This is a genomic window from Allobosea sp. BE125 (assembly GCF_031456075.1).
Taxonomy (GTDB): domain Bacteria; phylum Pseudomonadota; class Alphaproteobacteria; order Rhizobiales; family Beijerinckiaceae; genus Allobosea.
Map to the genome: position 1 here is coordinate 110,489 of NZ_JAVDTY010000006.1, position 25,052 is coordinate 135,540.

Sequence of the window (25,052 nt, forward strand, 5' to 3'; positions counted from 1 at the left end):
CGAAAACGCTCTGGATGTGAGCTGTTTTCGATCTGACTGAGCCGTCATTGCGAGCACCCGGGTCTTGCCTTCGGCAAGCCCGAGTACAGGCTCCGCGAAGCAATCCAGGAACGGCAGAGCTCTGCGTCTTCCTGGATTGCTTCGTCGCTTCGCTTCTCGCAATGACGGGTCCGTGTTTCACTCAGATGCAAAACGCTCTAACCGACTGGACCACAATGATCTTCACACGCCAGGACCATGAGACGCTTGCAGGAATCCTCGCCGAGGCGGGCCGCCGCGAGGTCATGCCGCGCTTCCGCAACCTGGCCGCGGGCGAGATCCGCGAGAAGCGCTCGGCGACCGATCTCGTCACCGAGGCCGACGAGGCGGCGGAGCGCTTCATCAGCGCCGAGCTCGCCCGGGCCTTTCCGGGCGCCGTGCTGATCGGCGAGGAGGCGGTCGCCGCCGATCCGGCGCTGGTCGAGCGTCTCGGCGATGCCGAGCTCGCCGTCGTCATCGACCCGATCGACGGCACCCTCAACTACGCCTCCGACCTGCCGCTCTTCGCCGTCATGGCCGCGGTGCTGGTCAGGGGCGAGGTCGTCGCCGCGGTGATCCACGATCCCATCGTCGAGGACAGTGCGATGGCGCTGCGCGGCGAGGGCGCCTGGCTCGGCTCCGCCGGCGGCAAGACCCGCGATCTGCGGGTGGCGCCGGCCGCGGCTCCCCGCGAGATGACCGGCATGATGAGCTGGCAGTATTTCCCGGAGCCGCTGCGCAGCAAGCTGCCCGGCCACATGCCGGCCTTCGCCAATGTCTCGTCGCTGCGCTGCTGCGGCCATGAATACCGGCTCGCTGCCGCGGGCAATGGCCATTTCCTGCTCTATGGCCGGCTCAGCCCCTGGGATCACGCGCCGGGATCGCTGATCTATGCCGAGGCCGGCGGCCATGTCCGCATGCTGGACGGAGAGCCTTACCGGCCGGCCCAGCCGACGCTCGGCCTGCTCTGCGCGCCCGACGCCGAGAGCTGGCAGGAGATCCGCACGATCCTGCTGAGCTAAAGAAGGCAGTGTGTGGGCGACACGACAGTTGTACTTCACGCTCGCAGTGCGCCTCGGCTTGCTGCAAGGACGGCCGGAGAATGAACGCGAACTCGTAGTTTACGTCAGCCGAGCAACCCGCATCGCGAGATCAGGAGCGGTTGTCAGTTTTTTGGCGGGTCCCCGACGCGTTGCGCCTGCGGTGCCGTCGCCTGCTGTCGCGTCTCGAGTTGAGAACGTAACCACTGCCCCGCGCTCCAAAGGCTGGGAAGAACGAAGGTCAGCAGCGCGAGAATAAGTGCTCCAATCACTCCCATCACGATAGTGCCCCAAACCAGCATCAGATTGTCGATAGTGGGCTTTTGCGCGCTCATCTCTTTCTCGACACGATGGTCGAGATCGCGAATTTTATCGGAGAGTGCCTGCAGCGAGTAGATTTCCCTGCTCATGCCCTTGACAAGATCGTTGCTGATCGCGCTCTGCGCTTTTCCCTTGAAGATGAAATCGCTTGAGGACTCCCTGTCGAGGTCAGCGAACCAGATCTTAAAGATTGCCGCGCCCTCTGAAATTAGGACTGGCGACGGGCTTGCGTTGAAGACCGCGTAAATTAGCTTGCCGCTGTAGCCAGGGTCGACGTGGAACCCCGAGACGTTGATCAGGCCCTGGAATTTGATGCCCGTGCGCATGGAAATAAACGCCATCGCGCCGTTGGGAATATGGATGGTCTCTTTTGACAAAAGGAAAGCGAACTGCCCTGGCGGGATAAATATTGATTCATTCTCCTTCAGAATAGCAGTTGGTGCAGGGTTCGCTCCGTCCGAAGTTTTAAAGTAGTAACTGCCCATGCTTAGGTTGTAAGCGTTGGCATCTACCTTACCTTCATCAAAAAATTCGACTACATCCTTGTTTTTTAGGATTTTCTCTCCACTCCAGAAGGTCATTCAGGTTTCCTCGACGAAAAACTGCCTAGAGGCCAGCTCTTTGCGCCTTTGCATAATGTTGGACCTCAGGTCGAAGTCGAAGTCTGCCGAGACAACCAAAATCCAGTTCAGGATATCCAGGTTCGCTTCGCGAGCGATCGACACAAATTCCTCAAGGTGATCAATCTTCTCGCATGCATCTGCGAAGCGGCCAGCGGCGTCCGTCAAGACCAGCAGGTGATCCTGCTGCCCAACATTCTTGGCTTCAAACGCATCAAGACGCTGATGTAGAGTGTTGGCGGCGCTAAAGCAGACCAACGCAGCGTCTGTAACCGTTCGCTCGAACGCAATGGCTTCCTTTGTTCCACGCGCCATCCGCCCAGCGTATTTTGCAAAGTGCAGACCGTAGTGCTTGAGTCGGTCGGGTTTCGACAAGCAGATGATATCGCTATGGTTGCGCTGGTCGTGGCGAAATTGCTCCGTCTGAAGCTTGTGCAATTCGCTCGCAGACAGAACGTCGCGGACTCGCTTGGAATCTCTGGCGGCGTTGCCCATCTCTCACATCACCTCTGGTGTCTGAATCGCCGATTTCGACGAGTATATCATCCTAGTCAGCGAACCGCAGTGCCGCATTATAGCGCCACCCTGACAGTCCACAGGAGCTCTGGACGATGGAAGAGCTCCTATCAAATATCTATCTCCCCTTTGAGAAAGAATGGCCTCGGCGAGCCATCCCCACGGCGAACAAGTCATGCGGCGAATGCGTAGCTGGAGCGACGCTCTCAACTGCTAACGGCAAGACAGAAGGATCGAGTTTCCAGCTCGGTGGGAAGAGGGCAGGCGGCACCGGTCGAGCTGCTGGGATAAAGCTCTGCTTGATCCGCTGGCGCCCCGAGGTCCCAATCACATCCGGGTGCGCAACCCGAGCGTATTTCGAGATCTCGCAGAACAGGTTCTGAACATCGATTGGTTGAAGTCGCCTTCCAAACAGACCCGGAAACTCTAGCCCCCGGCTGGCGAGTTCCTGTTCTTGTCGCTCTGTCACGAGATGGATGATTGCCTCGGGCGTTCGCGCCGCTGCCACACCGAAGCACTTAGCTATGCCGTCCAATGCGCCCGGCCCGGCAACGACGAAGCTATCTTCGTCGAAATCGATGAGCGAGGAATAGTTCAGATCGATGGCGTATTGGAACGCAAGGAATGGCCCAAGCCCTGGATAGCGCCGGATAGTCTCATAGACGCTGCCCAGGTCGGGAGCCTGTCTCAGCCGATCTGGTAAGCGGTCATCCATCATCTTCGCGATGAGATAAAGATGGTTACTGTGCTTGCGCCGTTGCCCGAAAGGAGGCGCCGGCATGATGTACGCAGCTGAATAGATCGTCCTGCCCCGCGCCATCTCCATGTCGAGCGTCTTGTCGAAATCCGCCAGCTTTGCCGTGCGCCAGACCATCGATCCGTGAACGGCTTCGAGCCGCTCCCAAGTCTCTATCTTGTTGAAGGTCTTGAAAAGCAGGGTGCGAAAGAAGACCTCCTGCGGCTCCTGCGAGCGGTCCTTCCCATATTGCACCTCGCGGATCAGATACTGGCTGACACGGTCGGTCACCCGATAGGTGTTTGTGAACCGGTAGCTGTTGAGGATCCCGTCAGCGGACCACGGTCCGGTCGGCTGAATCAGACGGCGATAATACATCGCAAGCCGCTCGGCCGCGAAGCGCCAGAACGTGTCATAGACGGCTGTTGGCGTAGGTAGCGACGACAGATGCGGTATAGCGTGAGAGATGTGCTTGTCCTCCGACTCCTGCGCGCCCGATCGGACTAGCGCGCGGTGCTTTTCGGACATCCATAGGATAGTCGCAAGGGCGCGAAGATGACGCGGTCGGCGCCAGTTTCGAAACGCAACTCGATGACGACAGCGACCCATGAGCTAGCTATGCCGCTGCTACCTGCGCTGCTGCAGCGAGTATAGCCGAACAGCGAGCATGCATTGCCTTCAGTTCAGCCTGCGACGCGTTGCCATTGTCCACCACCGCATGCGTCGAAACCACCGTGAGTGGCCCTACAATCAGCCCGGCTTCGTCGGCAACAAACTGCATCAGCCGACCCAGGCCTGCGAGGTTCCCGAGAAGTTTCTCGGTGTAGTAGTGGTTGCGATACATCGCCGACAGAAGCAGGCGATGGTCCTTATCTATCTTGAAACTCAGGAAACTCAGGCACTGCCCGCCACGTGGTGAACCTTCTGCATCCTTCATCGGATTATAGATCGGCAGTTCATAGATGTTCCTATAAGCGGACGTGCCCGCCACATTGCGCTTCATCTTCCGAACCAGCGTGTCGAGCAAATTTACCGGCCCTTTCGGCGTTGGATACGCGATCATGCGCTCAAAGTAGCGTCCCCAGTCCCGCGGCGATCGCTTCAGTTTCGGGAAAACCCGTGTGATGTAGGCTTCGTAAAAATCCGGCGAGCCATGATCTTCATACGTCGACTGGGGGAAGATCGTGTTCGCGACGGTTCTGACAGGGAAACCCGTCTCGGTGTGCCGGACAAGAAAGCCATCCAATTCCGCAATAATAGCGGTATCGGTAGCGCTTTCGACGGTCGAGTTCTCAACGTCGATCACGACGTGGTGAGCCTCGTGGCCAGACCGTGCGTGCACCGCTCGTGATGCCGCCAACCAAGCCCGCGCATTGCTAGGCTGCGAGATCCGCTCCAGAAACATCGACATCCTCCGTAAGCAGGGCAAGCGCTTGTAGCCGCGGTGTCAGGAAGCTCTCGGGAATCCAGGCATAGCCTGAGACGCCCCAATCATCTCCCCAGCTATTGCGTATCAAGATCGCGCGTTCTTCAGCGACGCTGCCGTGTGCGACGGCCACCACAGCGTGCAGCCGAAGCCGGTCAGGCTTCTCGCCCGGCGTGCAGATCACCACACCATCTGCAGAGGGCAAATAAAACGAGTCCGACAGCATCATCACAATTAGGCTCGGTACGCCGGCATCTAGACTGCGCACGATCTCGTCGACGCCTATCCCGACCAGCTCATTGCCGCGTCGGTAAACACGGAGGCCGGCCGGCGGACCGTAATCGTCGGTGTTATCGGGAATGCATGTCAGATAGGGCCAATCGCTCTCCACCGGTTGGCCATCGACGGCAACAGCCTCCAGGATATGCCCCAGGTATGCGCCCTCTGTCGGAGGAAGTCCGGCGCGTCGCTGGGCATGATAGAACACGAATTCGCAGCTCAACGCTCTCCACGGAGACCGCAAGGCGGCGTGGACGTCGCTTGCCGCAAAAGCCAGGCAAGTCGGACGGTCGCTCTGATCCCGAGCAGGCCCGAACAGTCGTCGCAGGTCCTGAGTGATGACTAAGGACACTACGCAGCAGCCTGGAGATGAGCCAGTCGCTGCGGCTCGTACCATCCCTGCCGCGAGGCGCCCGCCAGATTGTAGTGCACCGCAAAGGTGTTGAGCGGTTTCGCCCGCATCCACGGCCGTTCCTCTGCGAGCCGAAATTCGCCATCGCAACTATTGCGAGCGGCGGCGGTGATGCGCCGAAGCGTCGACCCGCCTATCAATCCAGTTTCCACCAGCCTCTCGCGACTGTCCGCCACGATATCAAGTGCTTCGCCGTCGATGGATTCAATCCGCCAAAGATAGCCTGAAGAACTATGTTCGGGCAGACGCACGACAACCAGATCGCCAGGTCCGCCTTCGAGACGCAGATTCTTGTCGGAATCGGTGACAAGCCACACGTCACCGCGATAGTCGTCAGGTTCGTAGCCGTGCAGGATCTTTTGCTTGACTGCCTTGAGCGGGAGCGCCGCCATCTCCCTCGCCACAGCCAGGTTGAACACACCATAGCGGAGCGCCGTCCAGATTGTGGCCTTGAAGCTCATGCCCACTCGCAAGGCGAGTTGATAGAGATTGATCGGGTCATGAAGATCCTGGTCCGTCCACTCCTGGCGCTCGCAGTGCCAGTCAAGCAGCCAACGAGGCAGCAGGAAGGCGGCGGCGAAGGATTCTGCCTCAACCTCTTGCGGGTCGTCGCCTGCCTTCGCCTGAAAGGGAGCGCGCCGCAGAGCGTCCTCATCATCCAGGCTGGGTCTGTGCCCGAGATAGTGGTGGCCAAGCTCGTGCGCGGCCGTATAGCGCTGCAGGTTCTGACGCCGCTGGGTAGTCACCAGAATTCCAGGTGATGGCTCACGCAAATAAACGCCCAGCAGCCCATCCAGCTTGGTGAAAAGCAGCGGAACGTTTAACTTGGTGATGGCCTCGTAAACATCGATGCGACCGTGACCTCGAACCACGCGCGCCTGGATGGCGAGGTCCCGGTGAAGTCGTCCTGCCTCGAGTGTCGCCCGGCGGATCGCAGCTGCGTAGTCCACCATCGCTTACTTCTCCTTGGCACGCATCCGCAGGAATTCAGCAAACCGACCGAGCTCCTCCCGATCGGTAGGAGATAGCTTGGCCGCCTGCCTGGCCAGATGCTCGACATCAGGTGGCAGCGCGTCGCTGGGGCCATCGTCGGTGAAATGGCTAATCGGTTTGCGATAAAGTTCAGCCAGGCGCTTCAATTCAAGGGCCTCGACTTTCCGTTGCCCGCTCTCGATATGCCCGATCGCAGTGCGTGGGATCTTCAAAAAACCCGCCACCTCATCCTGTGAAAACCCGACGTACTCGCGCGCCTCTCGGAGCATCTCGCCCAGCCGTTTACGCTCTGCGTCCCCATCCGGCAGATTATGTGTCGTCATCGGTGTTCTCCGCCATGATGGGTCTTCCATCTCTTCTCGATGCGACCCGTTACGTGCTCCACCGCATCCGTAATCGAGTTGTACCCTCCCGACCTCACAACGCTCTCGGTTACCGGAAATGGGAGAAGGTCATCTAGGCTGGAAAGAATCTCGACGACTGTCAGAGAATCGATATCAATCGTCTTGATCACAACGTCCTTGTCAGCCTTGGGAAGAGGCACTCCCTTACGGCGATAGCGGCTACGGACCCTGCTAAGGAGCTCGTCGCGCAAAACAGCGGCGACATCCGTCGCCGGAAAAACAGGGCTGACAATTGATCGAGTGGAAACAACGATTGCCATGGAGCCTCCTGATCTGAGTACCTCATTAGCACGGAATGTTCGAAAATCAAACATCGAGTGTCCGATTATCGTGAGTTTGGAGAAAGGCCTTGGTCCTAGGCATTGGTGTCGATATCTGCGAGATCGAGAGAGTGCGGGAGGCTATTCGCCGTTACGGTGATCGCTTCAAGAAACGAATCTGCACGCTGGCTGAGCTGCAGCTCGCAGACGGGCTTGTCGATGTTGCTACATTCTACGCTGGGTGTTTCGCCGCCAAGGAAGCGATGGCAAAAGCGCTCGGTACTGGCATTACAGATCGCGTGCGGTGGCACGACATCGAGGTGCTAAACCACAATGCGAGCCCACCAATCATGACACTAAGCGGTGGAGCGCTGCGGCGAGCGCGTTGGCTCGCGAGCAAGAGGGCATTCCGCATCCATCTTTCCATCGGCTATCGTGGCGAACTCGCACATGCGATGGTCATGATCGAAGCTGTTTGATCCTTATAGATGATAGCAGAATGGTCTTGCCGCCTCGCACCTCAATCAGCAACTCAGCCCAGTTGCTGCTGCAGGCGCGGCGGCTTGTGCGCAGTTGACCCAACTCGCGCAAGGCTGGTAGCGGGCTCGCGGTACGAGGTGCGTCTTGCTTGAGCACCTTCCTGGACGCCCAATGCTCAGCCTAGCCGTCAGCGCAATTTTGCTGCCGGGATTGGCGCTCATCCTGGTCGCTTCAACCGTCAGAGTCCGCAAGCACGGCGGATAGCCTGCCCGCGAAGTGAAAACTCAGTGACAGTCGAGCCAAACTCTTACAATGCCGCCCTACGGATGTCTGGTTTTGGGCAGGACACCAATTCCGGCATTGGCGCTCTGCTGGCATCGGGCAAGTTGGCTTTCGGGCAAGTCTTGGCGCGAGCTGCAAAGCATCACGTTACCTGGCCGGTGCGCGGATAGGGCGCTGTGCCCACGGTCATTGCGGCTCTGCGCCACACGATTGGCGACGACATCTCCGCGCCACGAGCGGCGAGGGGCTGGCAATCGCTCACTCCGGCTTTTGGCGCGGCTGGAGCAGGTGGCGACTACCCGGCCGCCATTGATCAACCCGGCCGTCATCGAGCGAGCGGGACGATCGGCCAGCGGGCGCGGCCCGGATGCCGGCCCACCTCACAGAACCTTCAAATCTCCGCGCCCGCGAGCATTCTGGTCAGTGCCGCCGCTTGCGTCGGCCGGGCGAGCGGGAAGGATTGGCCGGCCCAGAGCGGGCTGAAGTCGTCGCGGCCGGCGGCCTCCGCGGCGCTGCGCAGCGGCCCCAGCATTGTGCCGGCGGTCGGGAAGGGCGGCGCGAGGTCGCTGAGCGGTCCCAGCTCCGCCATGGCGCGGTTGACGATGCCGCGCGCCGGCCGGCCGGTGAACAGGTTGGTGAGCGCTGTCGGCCGCTCGCCCATGCCGAGCGCCTTGCGGTAGACCGGCGAGATCTTCGCCTCGGGCGTGAACAGCTAGGCCGTGCTCACCTGCACGGCGGCAGCGCCGAGCGCGAAGGCGGCGATGACGCCGCGCCGGTCGGATATGCTCCCATCCGCTTCACCGGGTGGAGAGCGGCAAGGAATTCATGCGTCTGCGGCGGATGCATCGGCGTTTTGATCACGCCCGCGCTCAGCCGCTGCGGCGGACGTTCCAGAAGATCGGCGTGGGCCACGGAACGAAGCCCGTAAGGTCGGCACGCGCCGCCGTCGCGAAATAATACTGGCCGAGCGGAATGAACGGCACGTTTTCGAAGGCGAGAGCCTGCATCCTGCGGGCGATCTGCTTCTGGGCGGCAAGGTCCGGCGCATCGATCCAGCTGTCGCGCAGCTTCTCCATGTCAGGATCGGTCGGCCAGCCGAACCAGCCGGCCTTGCCGGTGCCGCGCAGTGGCAGGTGCACGGCGGGGTCCATTACCGAAAGCCCGGTATAGGAGGTACAGAACATCGACCAGCCGCCCTTCTCGAGGGGCTCCTGGCTGGAGCGGCGCTGCACCAGCGTCCCCCAATCCGTCGTGACATGGTCGACATTGATGCCGATACGCTCCAGCGTCGCCGCCATCACCGGCGCGAAGGCCCCGAGCACAGCCTGATCGCCCGGCGCCATCAACACGGCGCGCTCGCCCTTGTAGCCGCTTTCGGCCACCATCGTCTTCGCCAACGCGACATCCGCCTTGAGGATGCCGATGCCCTCGTCATTGTCCATCGGCAGGCCCTTTGTGAAGACCCCGACGCCGGTGGCGAAGAGCTCGGGCTCGTTGTTGAAGGCGGCCTGCATGAATTCCTTCTGGTCGACTGCAGTCAGCACCGCCTGCAGCAGCTTGCGGTTGTTGAAGGGCGGATGCAGGTGGTTGATCGCCGCCATGCCGATGGCGCCGATACGGTCGTTGCGCAGCACGCGGGTCGCAGGGTTGCCGCGCAGGATCGGCAGCAGGTCCGGCAGCGGGCTCTCCAGCCAGTCGGCCTCGCCGGTCTGGAGCGCTGCGGCTGCCGAGGCAGGATCGGGCATGACGAGCCATTCGATCCGGTCGAAATGGGCGATACGCGCTCCGGCCAGCAGGCTCGTCTCGTCCTGGCGCGGCAGGTAGCGCTCGTGCCGGGCATAGGCCGCGCCGGCCCCGGGCTTCCATTCGTCGCGCAGGAAGCGGTAGGGGCCGGAGCCGACATAGTCCGAGATCTGCTTGAATGGATCGGTCCTGGCGATGCGCTCGGGCATGATGAAGCAGTAATCGGCGAGCGCGTTCAGCATCAGCCCGAAGGGCTTCTTCAGTCGGATCGTGAAGACCTTGTCGCCCTCGGTGGTCAGTTCGGCGCCAAAGCTCATCATGAGTTGGCCGAGCGGCCGGCGCTTGGCCCAGCGCTGGATCGAGGTGACAAGGTCGATCGAGCGCACCGGCTCGCCATCATGGAAGACGAGGCCGTCGCGCAAGGTGAAGCGCCAGGTCAGCTTGTCGTCGGAGAGTTCATGGCCCGCCACCATCTGCGGCCTGGGCAAGTAGTTTGCATCGAGCGCATAAGGCGTGTCCCAAACCATGAAGCCGTGGTTGTAGGCGACGGTCGTGGTCGTCCAGATCGGATCGGGATTGGCGAGGTCGGCCTGGGGAATGAACCTCAGGACCCGCTGGCGGCTTTGTGAGAGCGCCGGACGAGCGATTGCGGTCGCGGCAGCGGCGGCGAGGAAATCACGGCGTCTCATCACGAAGCCTCCCTGATACGGAGCGGATAGAGGGTGGGCGGGGCCAGGCGGAACGGAAAGCGGTTGATATCGAGCGCAGCGGGACCGGGCGCGTCGATGTCGATCATGGTCGGGCAGATCGCGGTGAAGGCGGCGCGGAAATGGTTCTTGGCCTTGGCGCAGAGCAGCGCGACCTGAGCGAAGTCGACGCCGTGCAGCGTATAGAAGGCCGGGTCATGCGCCGAGCCGCAGGCCGTGGTGACGATCACCCTGATCTGCCCGATGCCGATCACTGCGGTGGGGCCGAGCGACATCGGCAGGCCGCGCATCATCGGGCCGCTGTTAGCGTAATGGCCATCCGTGAGTTTGAGCACAGTCCCCGAGAACGGCACAGGCGAGCCGAAATCGGTGCTGATCCGCCCGCCGAGCGTGCCGCGGATCGCAGCGCCTTCGCCTGCCGCGACACATCGCTCGACCAGCGCGGGATCGGCGAAGAAGGCGAAGACGGTCGGCACCTGAGGGGCGACATCCAGCAGCGCACGCAGCATCTCCGGCGTGTCGCCGATGCCGCCCGAGAGCGGGTTGTCGCCTGAATCGATCACCGCTACGGGTTGCGCCTCCGGCCCGAGCCGGAGCGCCTGCGCGATGCCGGCTGCCGCATCGGGTAGCGCGATATAGAAGCGGTCGAGCCGCTTGCGGGTCTCTTCGACGATGCGCTCGGCGGCGCGCTTCGCCAGCTCCCGGTCGCCATCGGCATAAACCAGCGCGCCGGCGCCCGCGACGACCGTGTCGCCATAGGAGAAGCCGCCGAAGGGCGAAGCATCGAGGACGCGCGGATCGAATTCGAGGCCGCGCGCGAAGGCCTCCAGCTCCGCCATCGGCCCCTCCGCCGTGCGCATGTTGATGCTGGGCAGGATCGCGTCGAGCTTGGCGATGTGGCCGACGGGTCGGACCTCGCCCTTCACCGTGCGGTCGAGCACGTCGAGCACCCGCTCGGCGGTCTCCTTCATGTCGATATGCGGATGTTCCTTGAACCCGGCGGCGAAGGTGACGAGATCGGCGATGCGCGTGTCGAGATTGGCGTGCAGGTCGAAGCTGACGCCGAAAGGCATCTCAGGCCCGATCGCCTCGCGCACGCGCCGGACGATCTCGTAATCGGCGAGGTCCATGCCCTCGACCACCATCGCCCCATGCAGCGAGAGGAAGACCGCATCCCATTCGCCCTGCGTAAGGTCGGCGACGATCTCGTCGATGATCGTGTCGTAGGCCTCGCGGGTCACGGGGCCGGCGGGCGTTGCGCCCGTCATGCGCAGGAAAGTGCCGCGCCATTCGGGATGGGCGTCGAGGAACGCGACGGCGCCGCCGCCCTCGGTCGTGGTGCCGCGATAGACAGCCTCGGCCTCCTGGCCCTGATACCATTCACGCCGGAACTCGTTGAGCCCGGTCATCACCGGCGAGAAGGAATTGCCTTCATGCGAGAACCGGGCAACGGCGAGGCGGGGCATCAGCGATAACCTTCAGGAAGCAAGAGCCAGATCGACCGCTTCGCCGAGGATCTCGACGATTCGGTCGATCTCTTCGGCCGTGACGATGTAGGGCGGAGCGAGCAGCACATGGTCGCCGCGGACGCCGTCGACAGTGCCGCCGGAGGGGTAGCAGGCAAGGCCGAGATCGAAGGCGGCCTGCTTGACCCGCTCGTTGAGCCTGAGCGCCGGGTCGAAGGGTTCCTTGGCCGAGCGGTCGGACACGAGCTCGATCGCCTGGAGCAGGCCGCGGCCGCGGATGTCGCCGATATGGGGATGGTTGCCGAAGCGAGCGTTGAGCCGCTGCGAGAGCCGCTCGCCCATCGCCTGGACCCGGTCGAGCAACCCGTCCGACGCGATGGTCCGCTGCACCGCGAGCGCCGCCGCGCAGGCGACCGGGTGGTTCATATAGGTGTGACCGTGCCAGAGACGGCCGCTGCCGGCGCGGATCGCGGCGAAGATCGGCTCGCGCATCAGCACGGCGGCGATCGGCTGGTAGCCGCCTCCCAGCCCCTTGGCGATGGTCTGGAGGTCCGGACTCGCGCCGTCCTGCTCCCAGGCATGTGTCGTCCCGGTCCGGCCCATGCCGCACATCACCTCGTCGAGGATGAGCAGCGCGCCGTGTCGGTCGCAAAGGCGACGGGCCATGGCGAGATAGCCGGCTGGCGCGGGCATCGCGCCCGCGGTCGCTCCGATCACCGTCTCGGCGACGAAGCCGGCGACGCTGGCGGGGCCGAGGCGCTGGAACTCGGCTTCGAGCTCGGCCTCCAGCACATCGACGAAATCGGCTTCGCTGGTTCCGGCCGGGCGGCGATAGGCGTTGGGCGCCGAGACATGGCTGAAGCTCTCGGGCAGCAGCGGCGCATAGGGGGCCCGGCGGCCCGCATTGCCGCCCGCCGCCAAGGCACCGAGCGTATTGCCGTGGTAGCTCTGGCGCCGCGCGATGAAGTGCGTCCGGCCTGGCTGGCCGACCTCCAGAAAATATTGCCGCGCCAGCTTGAAGGCGCCCTCGCAGGCCTCGGAGCCCGAGGAGACGAAATAGGCATGGCTCAGCCCACCAGGTTCGTGGCCGACGAGACACTCCGCCAGCTCCTCCGCCGGCGCGCTGCTGAAGGCGCCGCTATGGACATAGGCGAGCTTGCCGACCTGTTCCCGGATCGCCGCGATGACCGCAGGATGGCCATGGCCCAGGCAGGAGACCGCTGCGCCGCCGGCGGCGTCGATGATCGTGCGCCCGTCGGCGGTGCGAATGAGGATGCCGCTGCTTTCGGCGGCGACTGGCGGGGGCAAGGCCGGTGAACGGTGCAGCAGTCGTGTCATCGCCGACGTGGCCCGGTTTCGAGATAGGGCGTATGGGCGGCGATGCGCGCCTCGGTGCGGCGCAACTGCTCGCGACCCGCATCCCCCGCGCGGGAATAGAGCGTGGCGGCGAGCGCCTGCACCAGCGCGATGCAGCCCGTGAGCGAAGGAAAGAAGCCGCTCGAATCCGTGCCGAAGGTGAGCACCGCCGCGGCGCCCTCGGCCACTGGCGCGTCGGGGCGGTCGACGATAGCGACGACCTTCGCGCCGGCATCGGCCGCAGCCTCCGCGCAGAGCAGGCCATCGCGCGAATAGGGATCGAAGCCGAAAAGCACGAGCGCGTCGCCGGATTTGAGGCCGCCGAGTTCGACATCGAGCACGCCGCCGACGCCCCCTATCAGCGCGGTGTCCGGACGGAACAGCCGATACTGGTAATGAAACAGAAGCGCCGGGGCGTGGCAGCTGCGGAAGCCAGCGACGATAACGCGCGGCGCGGCCTCCAGCAGCGTCGCCGCCTGCTCGATACGGGCTGCGTCGAGATTGTCGAGGATGGCCCGATCGGCCGCGATCATCGCGCCTGCGAGCGGCTCGGGTCCTCCCTCCGGCAAGGGCCGGACTGAGAAGGGCCGCCGCGCACCGAGGTCGTCGCGCGCATCGGCGATCAAACCAGCGCGCAATTCCTCCCAACCGGGGAGGCCCAGAGACTGGGCCATCCGGGTAAACGTTGCAGGTGGAAGGCCCGCGGCCCGCGCCAGCCCCCGCATCGGCATTGTCGCCGCCTCGAAGCTGCGCCCGATCACGAAGCGCGCCGCATCGGCCTGCTGCGGCGGCAGGCGGCGCAGCGCGGCGGTGAGAAGGGCAACGGTGTCTTGAGTTCTGGAACGCATGACTTCTCGTTCGAGATTGAACGAAACGAATGTTTCATAGCGAAGCGTCGCAAGTCAATGGGGCCGTCGGCCGCGAACGAGGGAAGCCGAGCCCGAGCACGGGCCTGCTGAGCGAGCCGCTGAGAGTTAAGCTGCCGACCCACGCAGACGGACACGACCAGCCTCCGCTTCGTGCAGAGGGCTCGATCTCCGCTCCTGGCGCCGAGCGGACGAGCCCGGTCGATGGTCGATGCGCCTCGGTCACGCAGAGATGGATGAGCCCTAAGCGCGCGCGGCCATGCCATGCCGAGAGTCGGAGCGAAGGGCGTCCCTCGGCAACGGTCGTCACGAAGCCGTGTGCCCCCTTGGGCGACGAGATTTCGACGAGTAGCTTCAGTAGGCTGCAGCTGAACGGGAGGCTCGTGGCCTTGGCCGACGGGCTATCACTTTGACCCATGGAGCACGCGATGCTGCCCATTTCGACGACACGCCGCGGCCTGCTCGCTGCAGGCTCCGCCTTCGGTGCGGCGGCGCTGACAGCGGGAGCGCCGGCGATTATTCGTCCGGCGCAGGCCCAAGGTTTGGCGCCGACGGACTCGATGCGCGGCGGCGCCAATAATTACCGTCCCGGCGCGCCGACTGTGCAGCGCATCGGCAATGGCGGCTTCTGGATGTCCGGGACGGTGCGCCGGGCCGGAGACGGCGCGCCGCTTCCTGGTATCCGCATCCAGATTTGGGCCCATACCACGGAGGGCTACGAGACCGATGCGCACAGCCACGGTGCGACGCTGACCGATCCCAACGGTGTCTTTCGTCTTGAGATGCCGCAGATCATCCCGGCCTTCGGGCAGGCGCACGGTCATCTCGCTTACGACGACGCAGCCTTCAAGACCGTGTTCCTGCGCCCGGTGATGCAGAGTCCCCGAGACAAGAGCCTGAAGGCTGACTTCGTGCTCCAGCCGGCGTGAGCCGCATGGCGTTGATGAGGGCGGCCCTGATCTGGGCCGTGGTCGCGGGCGCGATTGTTGTTTCGTTCGCGGTCGCGGCAACAAGCCCGCTGCTCGCTTGGCGTGGGCCGACCTATGTCGTGGCCGGTTTTGCCGGCGTCTTGGCTCTGGCGCTCGTTCTGCTGCAGCCGCTGCTCGCGGCCGGATACCTGCCGGGGCTCCCGGTCCCGCGCGGGCGTCAGGTGCATCGCTGGGTCGGAGCTGCTCTCGTCGCGGCGATCCTCATCCACGTCGCCGGCCTTTGGCTGACCAGCCCGCCCGACGTCGTCGACGCGCTTCTCTTCGACTCGCCAACGCCGTTTTCGGTCTGGGGCGTCGTCGCCATGTGGGCCGCCTTCGCCGCGGCGCTGCTCGCCGCGCTGCGCCGGCCCCTGCGCATCAGGCCGCGGCTCTGGCGTCTCGGCCATACCGTGCTCGTGGTGTTCGTCGTGCTCGGCGGGGTCGTCCACGCGCTGCTGATCGACGGGACGATGGGGAGCGTCTCCAAGCTCGTGCTCTGCGCGCTCGTCGTCACAGCCAGCGCGGTCGCGCTGTTCGATCTTCGCGCCTGGATGTTGTTGACACGGCGAAAGCTGCAGGACCGGCGCCCATGATCTTCGCGGCTCCCAGCGAGCCCGCAGCGGGCTGACAGCCCTCCAGCCACCCCGTCGGCCACGTGCGCGGCAGCGCGAGAGCCCCAGGCAATGAGCGAAGAGCGTGACTGCCGCCGTCGGTCGGACGCTGACAGCCGCGAATCGTTGTTTGGATATTTCCGCTTTCCGACATCGGTCGAATGTCGGCAGTTGGCGCCTCGCCGGCATCGGGAAAGTCCGCTACCGGGCCGTCATCGACCGAGCGGGACGATCGGCCAGCGTCGGCGCGGCCTGCGTGCCAGGCCACCTCACAGACCCTTCAGACCTCCACGCCCGCGAGCAGTCTGGTCAATGCCGCCGCCGGCATCGGCCGGGCGAGCGGGAAGGATTGCCCGGCCCAGAGCGGGCTGAAGTCGTCGCGGCCGGCAGCTTCTCCGGCGCTGCGCAGCGGTCCCAGCATTGTGCCGGCGGTCGGGAAGGGCGGCGCGAGCTCGCTGAGCGGTCCAAGCTCCGCCATGGCGCGGTTGACGATGCCGCGCGCCGGCCGGCCGGTGAACAGATTGGTGAGCGCGGTCGGCCGCTCGCCCATGCCGAGCGCCTTGCGATAGACCGGCGAGATCTTCGCCTCCGGCGTGAACAGATAGGCCGTGCCCACCTGCGCGGCGGCAGCGCCGAGCGCGAAGGCGGCGATGACGCCGCGCCGGTCGGAAATGCCGCCGGCCGCGATCACCGGGACGGAGACGGCATCGACGACCTGCGGCACCAGCGCGAAGGTGCCGATCTGCTCCGACATCTCATCGGTCAGGAAGCTGCCGCGATGGCCGCCAGCCTCGGCGCCCATCGCGATGATCGCATCGACGCCGCGCTCAGCGAGCCAGCGCGCCTCGGCGACCGTGGTGGCGGAGGAGAGGATCTTCGCCCCGCTGCGCTTGACGCGCGCGAGCAGATCGGCTGGCGGCAGCCCGAAATGGAAGCTGACGACCTCCGGCCTGTAGTCCTCGACCACGCCTGCCGCCACCGCGTCGAAGGGTGTGCGCCCCGTGGCGGGCTTGGGCATGTCGGGGTCGAGCCCGGCCTCGCCATAATAGCCGGCGAGGCGCTTCAGCCAGGCGGCCTGGCGCCCGGGATCATCGGCCGGATTGCTGTGGCTGAAGAAATTGAGATTGATCGGACGGCGCGTGCCGGCCCGCACCCGGTCCAGCGCCGCCCGCAGCCCGCTTTCGTCATATTGGGCGCTCGGCAGGGAGCCGAGCCCGCCGGCCTCGCTGACCGCGATCGCCATCTCCGGCGTCGAGGAGCCCGCCATCGGCGCCTGGATGATCGGAAGCTCGACGCCGAGAAGCTCGAGCAGTCGTGTCTGGCTTGACGCGGTCATGGCGGATTCCTTCAACGCTGTGTCGCAGATAGGGTGGGGTCAGGGCGTCGGCGAGACCAGAGCCTTCCTTGCGTTTCTCCGAAGCGCGGAAATGCTCCAGCTCCTTATTTCATCGCATGGTCTTCGCGCGAACCGGTGTCTCTAACCCGCCGCCCGGCGCTTGCGATATTCGGGGACGGGCAGGCCGCCCCAGCCCCAGTTTTCGAGCTCCACCTCCTCGATCACGACGAAGGTCGCGTCGAGAGGCTTGTGCAGCACATCGAGCAGGAGCTGGCTGACGCCGGCGATGAGTTGCGCCTTCTCCTCGGGCGTAACCGAGCTGCGTCCGGGGCCGGAACCCTCCCGCGTGACCTGGATGGTGACGATCGGCATGACGATCTCCCTTTTTGTTTTAACGCGTTTTCTTCACGCGAACCGGTGTCCACTTCGCTTGAAAACGCTTTAGTGCCCGGCGCTCTGGCCGCCATCGACATGCAGGATCTCGCCGGTGACGAAGCCGGCGCTCTCCAGGAACAGCACGGCCTCGACGATGTCGCGGATCTCGCCCATCCGCTTCACCGGGTGGAGAGCGGCGAGGAATTCATGCGTCTGCGGCGGATGCATCGGCGTCTTGATCACGCCCGGCGAGACGGCGTTCACGCGGATACCCCGCCCCGCATATTCGATGGCGAGCGCCTTCGTCGCCGAATTGATGCCGCCCTTGGTCAGATTGGCAAGAACGGTCGGGACACCTGCGATCGCATGGTCGGTCAGGCTCGTGGTGATGCTGACGATATGGCCGTAGCCCTGCTTCAGCATCGCGCCCGCGGCCCGCTGCGTGATGTGGAAGAAGCCGGCGAGGTTGGTCGCGATCTTGGTCTCGAAATCGGCGGCGGTGTAGTCGGTGAAGGGTTTTGCGATGAAGACGCCGGCATTGTTCACCAGCGTGTCGACCCGTCCAAAGCGCGCGAGCGCCTCGCGGATGACCGCCTCGGCCGTCGCCGGATCGGCGATGTCGCCGGGAACGGCGAGAATGTCGGGGTCGCTGCCCTGCCTGATCGAGCGCGACGTCGCCACGACGCGATAGTTGCGGTCGCGAAATCCCTTCACCAGCGCAGCCCCGATGCCCTGCGAAGCGCCGGTGATGACGGCCACTTTCCGTTCGTTGCTCATGATGATCCTCATCTCCTCGACAGCGAGCGAAATCGCCGCTGCCCGGCCCGTCTGGCCTGGTGAGGATCATTTTGGCGATTTCGCGGGGCGGCTGAATGCCCGTCGTTCGGCAGGCATTCTTCCGTCAAGCGGAAGAATGCTTCTCGTTAGCGATGCATCTCAGCCGTGCATGGCGATCGACTCGGCCGAGAGCCGGGCGAAGTCGACGCGCAGGCGTGGCACCGCGAAGTCCAGGAAGGCACGAACCTTGGGAACCGAGGAGCGGCCCTGCGGCAGCACCAGATTGACCGGGCGGGCCGGCGGCTCGGCGTCTCGCAGGAGGAGCACCAGCGAGCCGTCCTGCACGCGCTCGGCGACATGATAGGAGAGCAGGCGCGTGACGCCGAGCCCGCCGACCGCAGCGCCCAGCGCCGCCCTGACACTGTTGACCGTCAGCCTTGGCTTGAACGGGACGGAGCGGGGGATGGAGCCGCCCTTCACGGGGGGAAACACCCAGGCCTCGCGCCCGAAATCGGTGCAGGCAATGATGCTGTGCCTGGTCAGGTCGCCGGGCTCGTCGATGCGGGGATGCTGGCTGAGATAACGCGGCGAGGCGACGATCACCGGCTTGACCTCGCCGCCGATGCGGATCGCCGTCATCGCGGAATCCGGCAGCTCCAGGATACGCAGCGCGATGTCGATGCCTTCCTCGATCAGGTTCGCGCTGCGCACGAGCAGGACGAGATTGACCGAGACGGCGGGGAAGGCCTCGATATAGGCGTCGATGATCGGGCGCAGGATCTCCTCGCCGCTGATCGGCGGCGCCGTGATGGTCAGGGTGCCGTGGGGCGCGACGCGCTCGTCGCCTCCCACGGCCTCGGCCTCCTGCAGCTCGGCGAGGACGCGCCGGCAAGCCGCGGCATAGCGCTCGCCGATCTCGCTGAGCCTGATCGCCCGGGTGGTTCGGTGCAGCAGCGTGGCGCCGACCTGTTGCTCGAGGAAGGCGACCGCCCGGCTGACCGCTGCCGGGGAGCGGCCGAGCTGGCGGCCCGCTTTGGCGAGGCTTCCCTCATCGAGGGCGGCGATGAACACCCTCATCGCATCGATGCGATCCATGCACGCCCTGGGCTCCCGCGAGGCGCCTAAACTCGGTCATTCCCCGACCGGGTTCAAGCGCGATCGACCGCGATGATCGCCTCCGCGAAGGCTGCAGGCGCCTCCTGCGGAGGGTTGTGTCCGACCCCGCCGGAGAGGGTCCTGTGCTGATACCAGCCCGAGAACTTCCCGGCATAGGCCGCCGGGGCCGGGTGCGGGGCGCCGTTGGCGTCGCCTTCCAGCGTGATGGTCGGCACGGCGATCGTGGGAGCCTGGGCGAGCCGCTGCTCCAGATCGTCATAGCGGGCCTCGCCCTCCGCCAGGCTCAGCCGCCAGCGGTAGTTGTGGATGGTGATCGCGACGTGATCGGGATTGTCGAGGGAGGCTGCGCTGCGCGCGAAGGTGGCGTCATCGAAGGCCCAGCGCGGCGATGCGGTCTGCCAGATCAATCGCGCGAAAGCATGGGTGTTCTGCTGATAGCCGAGCCGGCCGCGCTCGGTCGCAAAATAGTACTGGTACCACCAGTCCTGCTCGGCCTTGGGCGGCAGCGGCGTCCGGTTCGCGCTCTGGCTGCCGATCAGATAGCCGCTGACCGAGACCATGGCCTTGACGCGCTGCGGCCAGAGCGCGGCGACGATGTTGACCGTTCGCGCGCCCCAATCGTAGCCGCCGAGCACGGCCTTCTCGATCTTGAGTGCGTCCATCAGCGCGATCACGTCGACCGCGAGCGCCGCTTGCTGTCCGTTGCGCGGCGTCGCATCCGAGAGAAACCGGGTCGTGCCGTAGCCGCGCAGATGCGGCACGATCACGCGGTAGCCTCTGGCCGCCAGCAGGGGCACGACATCGATGTAGCTATGGATGTCGTAGGGCCAGCCATGCAGCAGGATGACGACGGGGCCGTCGCTCGGGCCGGCATCGACATAGCCGATATTAAGGACCCCGGCCTCGATCTGCTTGAGGGCGGGGAAGCCGGAGGCGCGCGGTGGCGCTGCCGCCGGCTGGGCGATGGCCGGGCTGATCGGGCCAAGCTGCATGGCTGCGAGCGCAGCAGTTGCGCTTGCCAGCAGGCGACGGCGGTTCTGGTCGATGGGTTCAGCGGAGCGGGGAGGCTGCATTGTCATTCTCCTGGGATTGTCTTGCTGGGTTGTCCGGTTGTCTTGAAGGGGGCGCCGGGTTGGCGCCCTCAGCCGAAGGTGAAGGCGTAGGCGCGCACGCCCGGATCGAGGAACTCGATCTCGACGGTCCGATCCGTGACCGGGCCGGCCTGGCGCACGAGCTGGTAGAGCCGCCCGTCGCGGACGGTGCCAAAACCCTGCTCGTCGATGTCCGAGCCGTGGCTTGCTCCCGGCGCGGCGCCGTCGATCCTGACGCGAAACCGGACCGCGCGGTCGGGCGAGCCCGGAACCAGCACGAGATGCAGGTCGCGGGCATGGACGCGGTAGCGCAGTCCGCCTCCAGCCTGGTTCAGTCCAGCGAATTCGGGGCCGACCGTCCAGTTGCCCGAAAGGCTCCAGGCATTCGTCGGCAGCGTGGCGGGATGCCGGTATTCGCGCGGTTCGTCCGGGGTGAGCGAGCCCGGCGAGGCAAAGCGCTCCGCCTTGTCATGGCCCAGATAGGTTTCGGGCGAACGGAGATTGCTCCAATCCGCTTGCTTCTGGGTGCCCTGGCCTTCGACCGGTTGGCTGGCGCCGGCGGCGTCGATCGCATTCGCCTCAGTCAGCAGGCGCCGGATGACCTGCTCGGACTGGTCGTAGCGGCCTTCGCCGGTCACCTGATGGCGGATGCGGCCGTCGCTGCCGACGATATGGATGCCCGGCCAGCCGCTATTGCCGAAAGCCCGCCAGATGCGAAAATCATTGTCGAGCACGACCGGATAACCCAGGCCGAGCGATAGGCTGGCCTTGACCACATTGTTGCGATCCCGCTCGAAGGCGAATTCCGGGGCGTGCACCCCGATGACGACGAGACCTTGATCCTTGTACCTGTCCGCCCAGGCCTTCAGATGCGGCAGCGCGCGCAGGCAGTTGATGCAGGAATAGGTCCAGAAACTGACGACGACGACCTTGCCGCGCAAAGCTTCGGCGTGCAGCGGCGGCGAATTGATCCAGCCCTGCCGGTCGAGCAGCGCAGCGAGTGGACCGGGTAGCGTATCGGGGACGGCGGCGCCGGCGGATTGCCCGAAGCCGCCAAAGACATTTGCGATGCTTGTCATGAGCGTGTTCTCCAGCTTGGCGGTCTGCTCGGCGGAGAGGCGCTGCAGCAGGCTGGTGTCGAGGCCCAGTCCCAGCAGCGCCACGCTGCCGACCACAGCGGCTCCAGTGAGCCGGCGTGCCCGCTCGACCCAGAGCAGCGAAGGCCGCAGGCGGGCGAGGAGTTGCCGCCCGGCGAGAAGGGCGGCGGCGAGCGAGGTGGCGGCGCCGAGGCCATAGGCGAGCAGGAGCGCGCTGGTCTGCGGACCGGGCCCGCTCAACGCCGCGCCGGACAGGATCAGCCCCAGCACCGGGCCGGCGCAAGGCGTCCAGAGCAGCCCGGTGGCCACGCCGAGGACGACCGATGAGATCACGCCCGCCCGTCCGCCCTGCGCCCGTCCTCTCTGTGTCCATGCCGCCAGCCGCGATCCAGCCCCCACCAGCGGCGAGGAGAGGCGGGCGGCGAGCGCTGGAAAGATCAGGCTGAGACCGAAGCCGGCGAGCAGGACCAAGGCGACGGCGCGGCCGAAGCGGTTCGCCTGGACAGCCCAGCCCCCGGCGACTGCCGCCAGGCTCGCCACCGCGGCGAAGGCAAAGGCCAGCCCCAGCAGCATCGGCAAACCATGTCGACGGAAGGACTGGCGGTCGAAGGACCGGCTCGCCTGCGCCAGGACGAACGGCAAGACCGGGAGGATGCAGGGCGAGAGGATCGTCAGCACGCCTGCGAGATAGGCTGGGATGAACAGGGACATCGATACCCTCCTTCTCAGAGCTGGATTGGAAACTCCCTGAGCCCTCATCCTGAGGAGCGCTCCGCGTCAGCGGCGTCTCGAAGGATGCTCCAGCGGGTTCCGGAGCCTCCTGGAGCACCCTTCGAGACGCCGCTGACGCGGCTCCTCAGGATGAGGGCTCGAATGTCCAAACGGGTTTTCGGTGCAAGGCTTGCGTCCGCGTGGCGCTGGAAGTCAGGGCCGGGCGGCCGCACGCTTGCTGCGAAGTCTTGTCGCGAACCCTTGCCGCGATGGGCGTGCGGTCGCCGGAGCCGTGCAGCCGGTCAGATGATGGTGGTCTCCACCTCGATATTGCCGCGCGTGGCCTTGGAATAAGGGCAGGTCTGGTGCGCGGCTTCGACCAGCGACTGGGCGGTCTCGGGCTCGATGCCGGGCAGGCTGACATTGAGGCGGGCGCGCAGGAAATAGGCCCCGTCGGTATTGGCGAGATCGATCTCGGCATCGACGGCCGTGTCGGCGGGAAGCCGGATCTTGCGTGCGCCGGCGGCAAGGCCGAGCGCGCCGATGAAGCAGGCGGACCAGCCGGCGGCGAAGAGCTGCTCGGGATTGGTGCCGGCGCCCGAGGAGCCGGGCGAGGAGAGGGCGATGTCGAGGCGGCCATCGGAGCTGCGAGCGGCGCCTTCACGCCCGCCGGTGGTGTGGGTCTTGCCGGTATAGAGGATCTTGGTGGCCATGACGGTCTCCTTTCAATTTGCATCGTATCCGCTTCAATCGGATGCGATCCAAATGGGCGGCGCACCCCAAATTGTCAACCCCTTCCGATTTAATCGTATGCGATCTATATTGCTCCTGTCCGGCCCATGCCGGAGCGGAGACGTCCATGACCACATCGAAGGCCTCTGGCCCTGCAACGCCGAAACTCGCCGATTTCCTGTGCTTTGCGGTCTATTCGGCCAATCTCGCCTATGGCCGGGCCTATAAGCCGATCCTCGAGGCGCTCGGCCTCACCTACACCCAGTGGATCGCGATCGTGGCCCTGTGGGAGGAGGACAACCAGACGGTCAAGAGCCTGGGCGAGAAGCTGTTCCTCGAGTCGAACACGCTGACGCCGATGCTCAAGAAGCTCGAGGAATTGGGCTATCTGCGCCGCCGGCGCGATCCCGGTGATGAGCGGCAGGTTATCGTCAGCCTGACCGAGGAGGGGCGCCGCCTGCGCGAGAAGGGTGCGCAGAGGACATTGGTCAAGGCGACCGGCATGGAGGCCGACGAGTTTGCCGGGACGCAGAAGGCGGTGGTCAAGCTCCGCGACAATCTGATCAAGCACGCGCAGGAATGACGGCGCGTGTTGGGCATGCGGTACGCGGCGATCGAAAGCGAAAACCTCCCTCCGCAAGGGATTTTAAAAATGCCGTTGCGGCGCAGTCGATCCTGGGCTTGGGAGGCTCGGCGGTTGGCGAGTTGACGTAAGCACGTCGGCATGGCCCGGCCGATCGTCGACCGGGCCATGGATTTCGTCAGAACTGGCTTTCCCGCGTCAGAACATGTGGAAGGGCGGCTTGGCGTCGTCCGGCAGGAGCGGCTTATAGGGGTTGCGGACAAGACGCTCCGCGAAGTCGGCCTTGGCCTTTTCCAGCAGCCCCGGTTCAACGAGCACATCCGCGGCCACGCCCGCCATGATTTTTGCAACGTGAACCATGCCCTTATGCGCCAGCGGCGATTGACCATGGGCCGTCAGCTGCCAGGAATGCCCGGGTGTGCCGATCGTATAGGTCGCGCCGCGCGCCTGGACCGTGGGAACGGCCCAGGAGACATCGCCGACATCGGTCGAGCCCATCATCCGCGGCCCCGGCACCTCCCTGGGTGCGATCGCGTTGCACAGGGGGAAATCCGTCGCCGGCAAGCCCGAGCGGCGAAAAGCGCTTTCGATATGGGCGGGCGTCACGGTTGTCTGCATGCGCCTGGCGAAGGCGACGTCGTCCGCATCGAAAGGCGGCGGGCCGAGCCGATCGAAATTGCGCTGCATCGCGTCTTCCAGGGGCGTGTTCGCCAGCAGGCTGCTCATCGCGCTGACGACTTCGCTGGTGACGGTCGTCTCGGTCATCAGCGCCGCGCCTTCGGCGATTTTCCGGACGCGGGCGATCAGCTCATGGACCTGGGAGACCATCGTCGCACGCACGACATAGCGCAGCCTGGCCTTGGCCTGCACGACGTTGGGCGCGATGCCGCCGGCATCGAGATAGGCATAGTGAATGCGGGCGTCGGAGGGCATATGCTCGCGCATGTAGTTGACGCCGACATTCATCAGCTCGGCGGCGTCGAGCGCCGAACGGCCGAGATGCGGCGCGGCGGCGGCATGCGAGGCGCGGCCGGAGAACTCGAAGTCGAGCGTCGTATTGGCCAGGGATATGGCTGCCGTCACCGCCGCGAAATCGGCCGGATGCCAGGAAATGGCGATGTCGACATCCTTGAAGGCGCCGTCCTTGACCATAAAGGCTTTGCCGGCCCCGCCTTCCTCCGCCGGGCAGCCATAATAGCGGACGCGGCCCTTGAGCCCACGCTCCGCCAGGAAATCCTTGACCGCCGCGGCCGCCAGCATGGCGCCGGCGCCCAGCAAATTGTGGCCGCAGCCATGGCCAGCCGGCTGGTTGGGAAGCGGCTGATGCTCGGACACGCCAGGCGCCTGCGAAAGCTCCGGCAGCGCGTCGTATTCGCCGAGGATGGCGATCACCGGCCCGTCTTCTCCCGCTTCGCCCATGACGGCGGTCGGCAATCCGGCGATGCCCGTCTCGACGCGAAATCCCTCGCGCCGAAGCTGCTCGGCATGGGCTGCAGCCGATTTGACCTCGCGGTAGTTGAGCTCGGGCATCTCGAAGACGCGGTCGCTGAGCTCGATATAGTCCGCCTGCTTTGAATCGACGATCGTCCAAATCCTATCGGTATTCTGCACAGCCTTCTCCCGGGATTGCGTTCGCGCCCATAGCTCTTTGATCTTGCATCGGCTTCTTCCGAAAACCGGATTCCACTTTTCGGGCCCATGCTCTGAAGGCCGTCATCCGCAATGGCTCG

At 65.0% G+C, this 25,052-nt stretch carries 26 protein-coding genes and 1 pseudogene; 5 read left to right on the plus strand and 22 right to left on the minus strand.

Annotated elements, in window-relative coordinates; genetic code table 11:
* Nucleotides 1–215: 215 nt before the first annotated feature.
* Nucleotides 216–1,040: an inositol monophosphatase family protein gene (locus J2Y55_RS15260; RefSeq protein WP_310154667.1), complete on the plus strand. Its 825-nt coding sequence runs from the start codon at nucleotides 216–218 to the stop codon at nucleotides 1,038–1,040.
* Between the two features lie 143 nt (nucleotides 1,041–1,183).
* Here J2Y55_RS15260 and J2Y55_RS15265 read toward each other — a convergent pair whose 3' ends face one another.
* The 8 genes from J2Y55_RS15265 to J2Y55_RS15300 form a co-directional block, all read right to left on the minus strand.
* The gene (locus J2Y55_RS15265; protein WP_310154670.1) at nucleotides 1,184–1,960 is read right to left on the minus strand and encodes a dCTP deaminase; all 777 of its coding nucleotides are present in this window, start codon (nucleotides 1,958–1,960) and stop codon (nucleotides 1,184–1,186) included.
* Nucleotides 1,961–2,494: a hypothetical protein gene (locus tag J2Y55_RS15270; protein ID WP_310154674.1), complete on the minus strand. Its 534-nt coding sequence runs from the start codon at nucleotides 2,492–2,494 to the stop codon at nucleotides 1,961–1,963.
* Between the two features lie 139 nt (nucleotides 2,495–2,633).
* Complete coding sequence (locus tag J2Y55_RS15275) at nucleotides 2,634–3,779, minus strand: nucleotide kinase domain-containing protein (protein ID WP_310154677.1); 1,146 nt, start codon at nucleotides 3,777–3,779, stop codon at nucleotides 2,634–2,636.
* Between the two features lie 88 nt (nucleotides 3,780–3,867).
* Complete coding sequence (locus tag J2Y55_RS15280; protein ID WP_310154679.1) at nucleotides 3,868–4,656, minus strand: hypothetical protein; 789 nt, start codon at nucleotides 4,654–4,656, stop codon at nucleotides 3,868–3,870.
* Entirely contained in the window at nucleotides 4,628–5,164 is a 537-nt protein-coding gene (locus tag J2Y55_RS15285; RefSeq protein WP_310154682.1) for a C1 family peptidase, read from the minus strand. The genes J2Y55_RS15280 and J2Y55_RS15285 overlap by 29 nt, the downstream gene beginning before the upstream one ends.
* Nucleotides 5,165–5,307: 143 nt before the next feature.
* Nucleotides 5,308–6,321, minus strand: a complete 1,014-nt coding sequence (locus J2Y55_RS15290; RefSeq protein ID WP_310154685.1) for an ImmA/IrrE family metallo-endopeptidase — start codon at nucleotides 6,319–6,321, stop codon at nucleotides 5,308–5,310.
* Nucleotides 6,322–6,324: 3 nt separating this feature from the next.
* Nucleotides 6,325–6,684, minus strand: coding sequence for a helix-turn-helix domain-containing protein (locus J2Y55_RS15295; RefSeq protein ID WP_310154688.1), 360 nt, complete (start codon nucleotides 6,682–6,684; stop codon nucleotides 6,325–6,327).
* Nucleotides 6,681–7,025, minus strand: a complete 345-nt coding sequence (locus J2Y55_RS15300; RefSeq protein WP_310154694.1) for a hypothetical protein — start codon at nucleotides 7,023–7,025, stop codon at nucleotides 6,681–6,683. Before J2Y55_RS15300 ends, J2Y55_RS15295 begins: the two co-directional genes overlap by 4 nt.
* Before the next feature lie 89 nt (nucleotides 7,026–7,114).
* Between J2Y55_RS15300 and acpS the strand changes: the two genes are divergently transcribed.
* Nucleotides 7,115–7,504: a holo-ACP synthase gene (gene acpS / locus J2Y55_RS15305; RefSeq protein WP_310154698.1), complete on the plus strand. Its 390-nt coding sequence runs from the start codon at nucleotides 7,115–7,117 to the stop codon at nucleotides 7,502–7,504.
* 674 nt (nucleotides 7,505–8,178) lie between these two features.
* Here acpS and J2Y55_RS15310 read toward each other — a convergent pair.
* The 6 genes and pseudogenes from J2Y55_RS15310 to J2Y55_RS15335 all read right to left on the minus strand — a co-directional run bounded on the left by J2Y55_RS15310 (nucleotide 8,179) and on the right by J2Y55_RS15335 (nucleotide 13,907).
* A complete protein-coding gene (locus J2Y55_RS15310) occupies nucleotides 8,179–8,499 on the minus strand; it encodes a nitronate monooxygenase (RefSeq protein WP_310155317.1) in 321 nt (106 codons plus the stop codon).
* Between the two features lie 74 nt (nucleotides 8,500–8,573).
* A pseudogene (locus J2Y55_RS15315) lies at nucleotides 8,574–8,660 on the minus strand (3-oxoacyl-ACP reductase); the annotation flags it as partial.
* The gene (locus tag J2Y55_RS15320; RefSeq protein WP_310154702.1) at nucleotides 8,657–10,219 is read right to left on the minus strand and encodes an ABC transporter substrate-binding protein; all 1,563 of its coding nucleotides are present in this window, start codon (nucleotides 10,217–10,219) and stop codon (nucleotides 8,657–8,659) included. The pseudogene J2Y55_RS15315 and the gene J2Y55_RS15320, both read right to left, overlap by 4 nt.
* Complete coding sequence (locus tag J2Y55_RS15325) at nucleotides 10,219–11,703, minus strand: M81 family metallopeptidase (RefSeq protein WP_310154705.1); 1,485 nt, start codon at nucleotides 11,701–11,703, stop codon at nucleotides 10,219–10,221. Before J2Y55_RS15325 ends, J2Y55_RS15320 begins: the two co-directional genes overlap by 1 nt.
* Nucleotides 11,704–11,715: 12 nt before the next feature.
* Entirely contained in the window at nucleotides 11,716–13,041 is a 1,326-nt protein-coding gene (locus J2Y55_RS15330) for an aspartate aminotransferase family protein (protein WP_310154708.1), read from the minus strand.
* Nucleotides 13,038–13,907: a MurR/RpiR family transcriptional regulator gene (locus J2Y55_RS15335; RefSeq protein ID WP_310154711.1), complete on the minus strand. Its 870-nt coding sequence runs from the start codon at nucleotides 13,905–13,907 to the stop codon at nucleotides 13,038–13,040. The genes J2Y55_RS15330 and J2Y55_RS15335 overlap by 4 nt, the downstream gene beginning before the upstream one ends.
* A gap of 446 nt (nucleotides 13,908–14,353) precedes the next feature.
* Between J2Y55_RS15335 and J2Y55_RS15340 the strand changes: the two genes are divergently transcribed.
* Nucleotides 14,354–14,854, plus strand: a complete 501-nt coding sequence (locus tag J2Y55_RS15340; protein WP_310154714.1) for a peptidase associated/transthyretin-like domain-containing protein — start codon at nucleotides 14,354–14,356, stop codon at nucleotides 14,852–14,854.
* Between the two features lie 5 nt (nucleotides 14,855–14,859).
* Nucleotides 14,860–15,486: a ferric reductase-like transmembrane domain-containing protein gene (locus tag J2Y55_RS15345; RefSeq protein ID WP_310154717.1), complete on the plus strand. Its 627-nt coding sequence runs from the start codon at nucleotides 14,860–14,862 to the stop codon at nucleotides 15,484–15,486.
* A 298-nt stretch (nucleotides 15,487–15,784) separates the two neighbouring features.
* On the opposite strand, the gene J2Y55_RS15350 is transcribed toward J2Y55_RS15345, so the two are convergent.
* The 7 genes from J2Y55_RS15350 to J2Y55_RS15380 all read right to left on the minus strand — a co-directional run bounded on the left by J2Y55_RS15350 (nucleotide 15,785) and on the right by J2Y55_RS15380 (nucleotide 22,720).
* A complete protein-coding gene (locus J2Y55_RS15350) occupies nucleotides 15,785–16,840 on the minus strand; it encodes an NAD(P)H-dependent flavin oxidoreductase (RefSeq protein ID WP_310154720.1) in 1,056 nt (351 codons plus the stop codon).
* A 141-nt stretch (nucleotides 16,841–16,981) separates the two neighbouring features.
* A complete protein-coding gene (locus J2Y55_RS15355) occupies nucleotides 16,982–17,212 on the minus strand; it encodes a tautomerase family protein (RefSeq protein WP_310154723.1) in 231 nt (76 codons plus the stop codon).
* A 69-nt stretch (nucleotides 17,213–17,281) separates the two neighbouring features.
* The gene (locus J2Y55_RS15360) at nucleotides 17,282–17,992 is read right to left on the minus strand and encodes an SDR family NAD(P)-dependent oxidoreductase (RefSeq protein WP_310154726.1); all 711 of its coding nucleotides are present in this window, start codon (nucleotides 17,990–17,992) and stop codon (nucleotides 17,282–17,284) included.
* 159 nt (nucleotides 17,993–18,151) lie between these two features.
* The gene (locus tag J2Y55_RS15365; protein ID WP_310154729.1) at nucleotides 18,152–19,087 is read right to left on the minus strand and encodes a LysR family transcriptional regulator; all 936 of its coding nucleotides are present in this window, start codon (nucleotides 19,085–19,087) and stop codon (nucleotides 18,152–18,154) included.
* Between the two features lie 53 nt (nucleotides 19,088–19,140).
* Nucleotides 19,141–20,181 carry an alpha/beta fold hydrolase gene (locus tag J2Y55_RS15370; RefSeq protein ID WP_310154732.1) on the minus strand — a complete coding sequence of 347 codons (1,041 nt, stop codon included), beginning with the start codon at nucleotides 20,179–20,181 and terminating at the stop codon, nucleotides 19,141–19,143.
* A gap of 68 nt (nucleotides 20,182–20,249) precedes the next feature.
* Entirely contained in the window at nucleotides 20,250–22,007 is a 1,758-nt protein-coding gene (locus tag J2Y55_RS15375) for a redoxin domain-containing protein (RefSeq protein ID WP_310154735.1), read from the minus strand.
* Between the two features lie 302 nt (nucleotides 22,008–22,309).
* The gene (locus J2Y55_RS15380; protein WP_310154737.1) at nucleotides 22,310–22,720 is read right to left on the minus strand and encodes an organic hydroperoxide resistance protein; all 411 of its coding nucleotides are present in this window, start codon (nucleotides 22,718–22,720) and stop codon (nucleotides 22,310–22,312) included.
* Nucleotides 22,721–22,866: 146 nt separating this feature from the next.
* On the opposite strand from J2Y55_RS15380, the gene J2Y55_RS15385 reads away from it, so the two are divergent.
* Entirely contained in the window at nucleotides 22,867–23,322 is a 456-nt protein-coding gene (locus tag J2Y55_RS15385) for a MarR family winged helix-turn-helix transcriptional regulator (RefSeq protein ID WP_310154739.1), read from the plus strand.
* Between the two features lie 198 nt (nucleotides 23,323–23,520).
* On the opposite strand, the gene J2Y55_RS15390 is transcribed toward J2Y55_RS15385, so the two are convergent.
* Entirely contained in the window at nucleotides 23,521–24,933 is a 1,413-nt protein-coding gene (locus J2Y55_RS15390) for a M20 family metallopeptidase (protein ID WP_310154740.1), read from the minus strand.
* Nucleotides 24,934–25,052 lie beyond the last annotated feature (119 nt).

Bases quoted from the DNA above. Each gene is read 5' to 3' on its own strand.
- J2Y55_RS15260 (WP_310154667.1), top strand. From the start codon at position 216: ATGATCTTCACACGCCAGGACCATGAGACGCTTGCAGGAATCCTCGCC.
- J2Y55_RS15265 (WP_310154670.1), bottom strand. From the start codon at position 1,960: ATGACCTTCTGGAGTGGAGAGAAAATCCTAAAAAACAAGGATGTAGTC.
- J2Y55_RS15270 (WP_310154674.1), bottom strand. From the start codon at position 2,494: ATGGGCAACGCCGCCAGAGATTCCAAGCGAGTCCGCGACGTTCTGTCT.
- J2Y55_RS15275 (WP_310154677.1), bottom strand. From the start codon at position 3,779: ATGTCCGAAAAGCACCGCGCGCTAGTCCGATCGGGCGCGCAGGAGTCG.
- J2Y55_RS15280 (WP_310154679.1), bottom strand. From the start codon at position 4,656: ATGTTTCTGGAGCGGATCTCGCAGCCTAGCAATGCGCGGGCTTGGTTG.
- J2Y55_RS15290 (WP_310154685.1), bottom strand. From the start codon at position 6,321: ATGGTGGACTACGCAGCTGCGATCCGCCGGGCGACACTCGAGGCAGGA.
- J2Y55_RS15295 (WP_310154688.1), bottom strand. From the start codon at position 6,684: ATGACGACACATAATCTGCCGGATGGGGACGCAGAGCGTAAACGGCTG.
- J2Y55_RS15300 (WP_310154694.1), bottom strand. From the start codon at position 7,025: ATGGCAATCGTTGTTTCCACTCGATCAATTGTCAGCCCTGTTTTTCCG.
- J2Y55_RS15320 (WP_310154702.1), bottom strand. From the start codon at position 10,219: ATGAGACGCCGTGATTTCCTCGCCGCCGCTGCCGCGACCGCAATCGCT.
- J2Y55_RS15325 (WP_310154705.1), bottom strand. From the start codon at position 11,703: ATGCCCCGCCTCGCCGTTGCCCGGTTCTCGCATGAAGGCAATTCCTTC.
- J2Y55_RS15330 (WP_310154708.1), bottom strand. From the start codon at position 13,041: ATGACACGACTGCTGCACCGTTCACCGGCCTTGCCCCCGCCAGTCGCC.
- J2Y55_RS15335 (WP_310154711.1), bottom strand. From the start codon at position 13,907: ATGCGTTCCAGAACTCAAGACACCGTTGCCCTTCTCACCGCCGCGCTG.
- J2Y55_RS15340 (WP_310154714.1), top strand. From the start codon at position 14,354: ATGCTGCCCATTTCGACGACACGCCGCGGCCTGCTCGCTGCAGGCTCC.
- J2Y55_RS15345 (WP_310154717.1), top strand. From the start codon at position 14,860: ATGGCGTTGATGAGGGCGGCCCTGATCTGGGCCGTGGTCGCGGGCGCG.
- J2Y55_RS15350 (WP_310154720.1), bottom strand. From the start codon at position 16,840: ATGACCGCGTCAAGCCAGACACGACTGCTCGAGCTTCTCGGCGTCGAG.
- J2Y55_RS15355 (WP_310154723.1), bottom strand. From the start codon at position 17,212: ATGCCGATCGTCACCATCCAGGTCACGCGGGAGGGTTCCGGCCCCGGA.
- J2Y55_RS15360 (WP_310154726.1), bottom strand. From the start codon at position 17,992: ATGAGCAACGAACGGAAAGTGGCCGTCATCACCGGCGCTTCGCAGGGC.
- J2Y55_RS15365 (WP_310154729.1), bottom strand. From the start codon at position 19,087: ATGGATCGCATCGATGCGATGAGGGTGTTCATCGCCGCCCTCGATGAG.
- J2Y55_RS15370 (WP_310154732.1), bottom strand. From the start codon at position 20,181: ATGCAGCCTCCCCGCTCCGCTGAACCCATCGACCAGAACCGCCGTCGC.
- J2Y55_RS15375 (WP_310154735.1), bottom strand. From the start codon at position 22,007: ATGTCCCTGTTCATCCCAGCCTATCTCGCAGGCGTGCTGACGATCCTC.
- J2Y55_RS15380 (WP_310154737.1), bottom strand. From the start codon at position 22,720: ATGGCCACCAAGATCCTCTATACCGGCAAGACCCACACCACCGGCGGG.
- J2Y55_RS15385 (WP_310154739.1), top strand. From the start codon at position 22,867: ATGACCACATCGAAGGCCTCTGGCCCTGCAACGCCGAAACTCGCCGAT.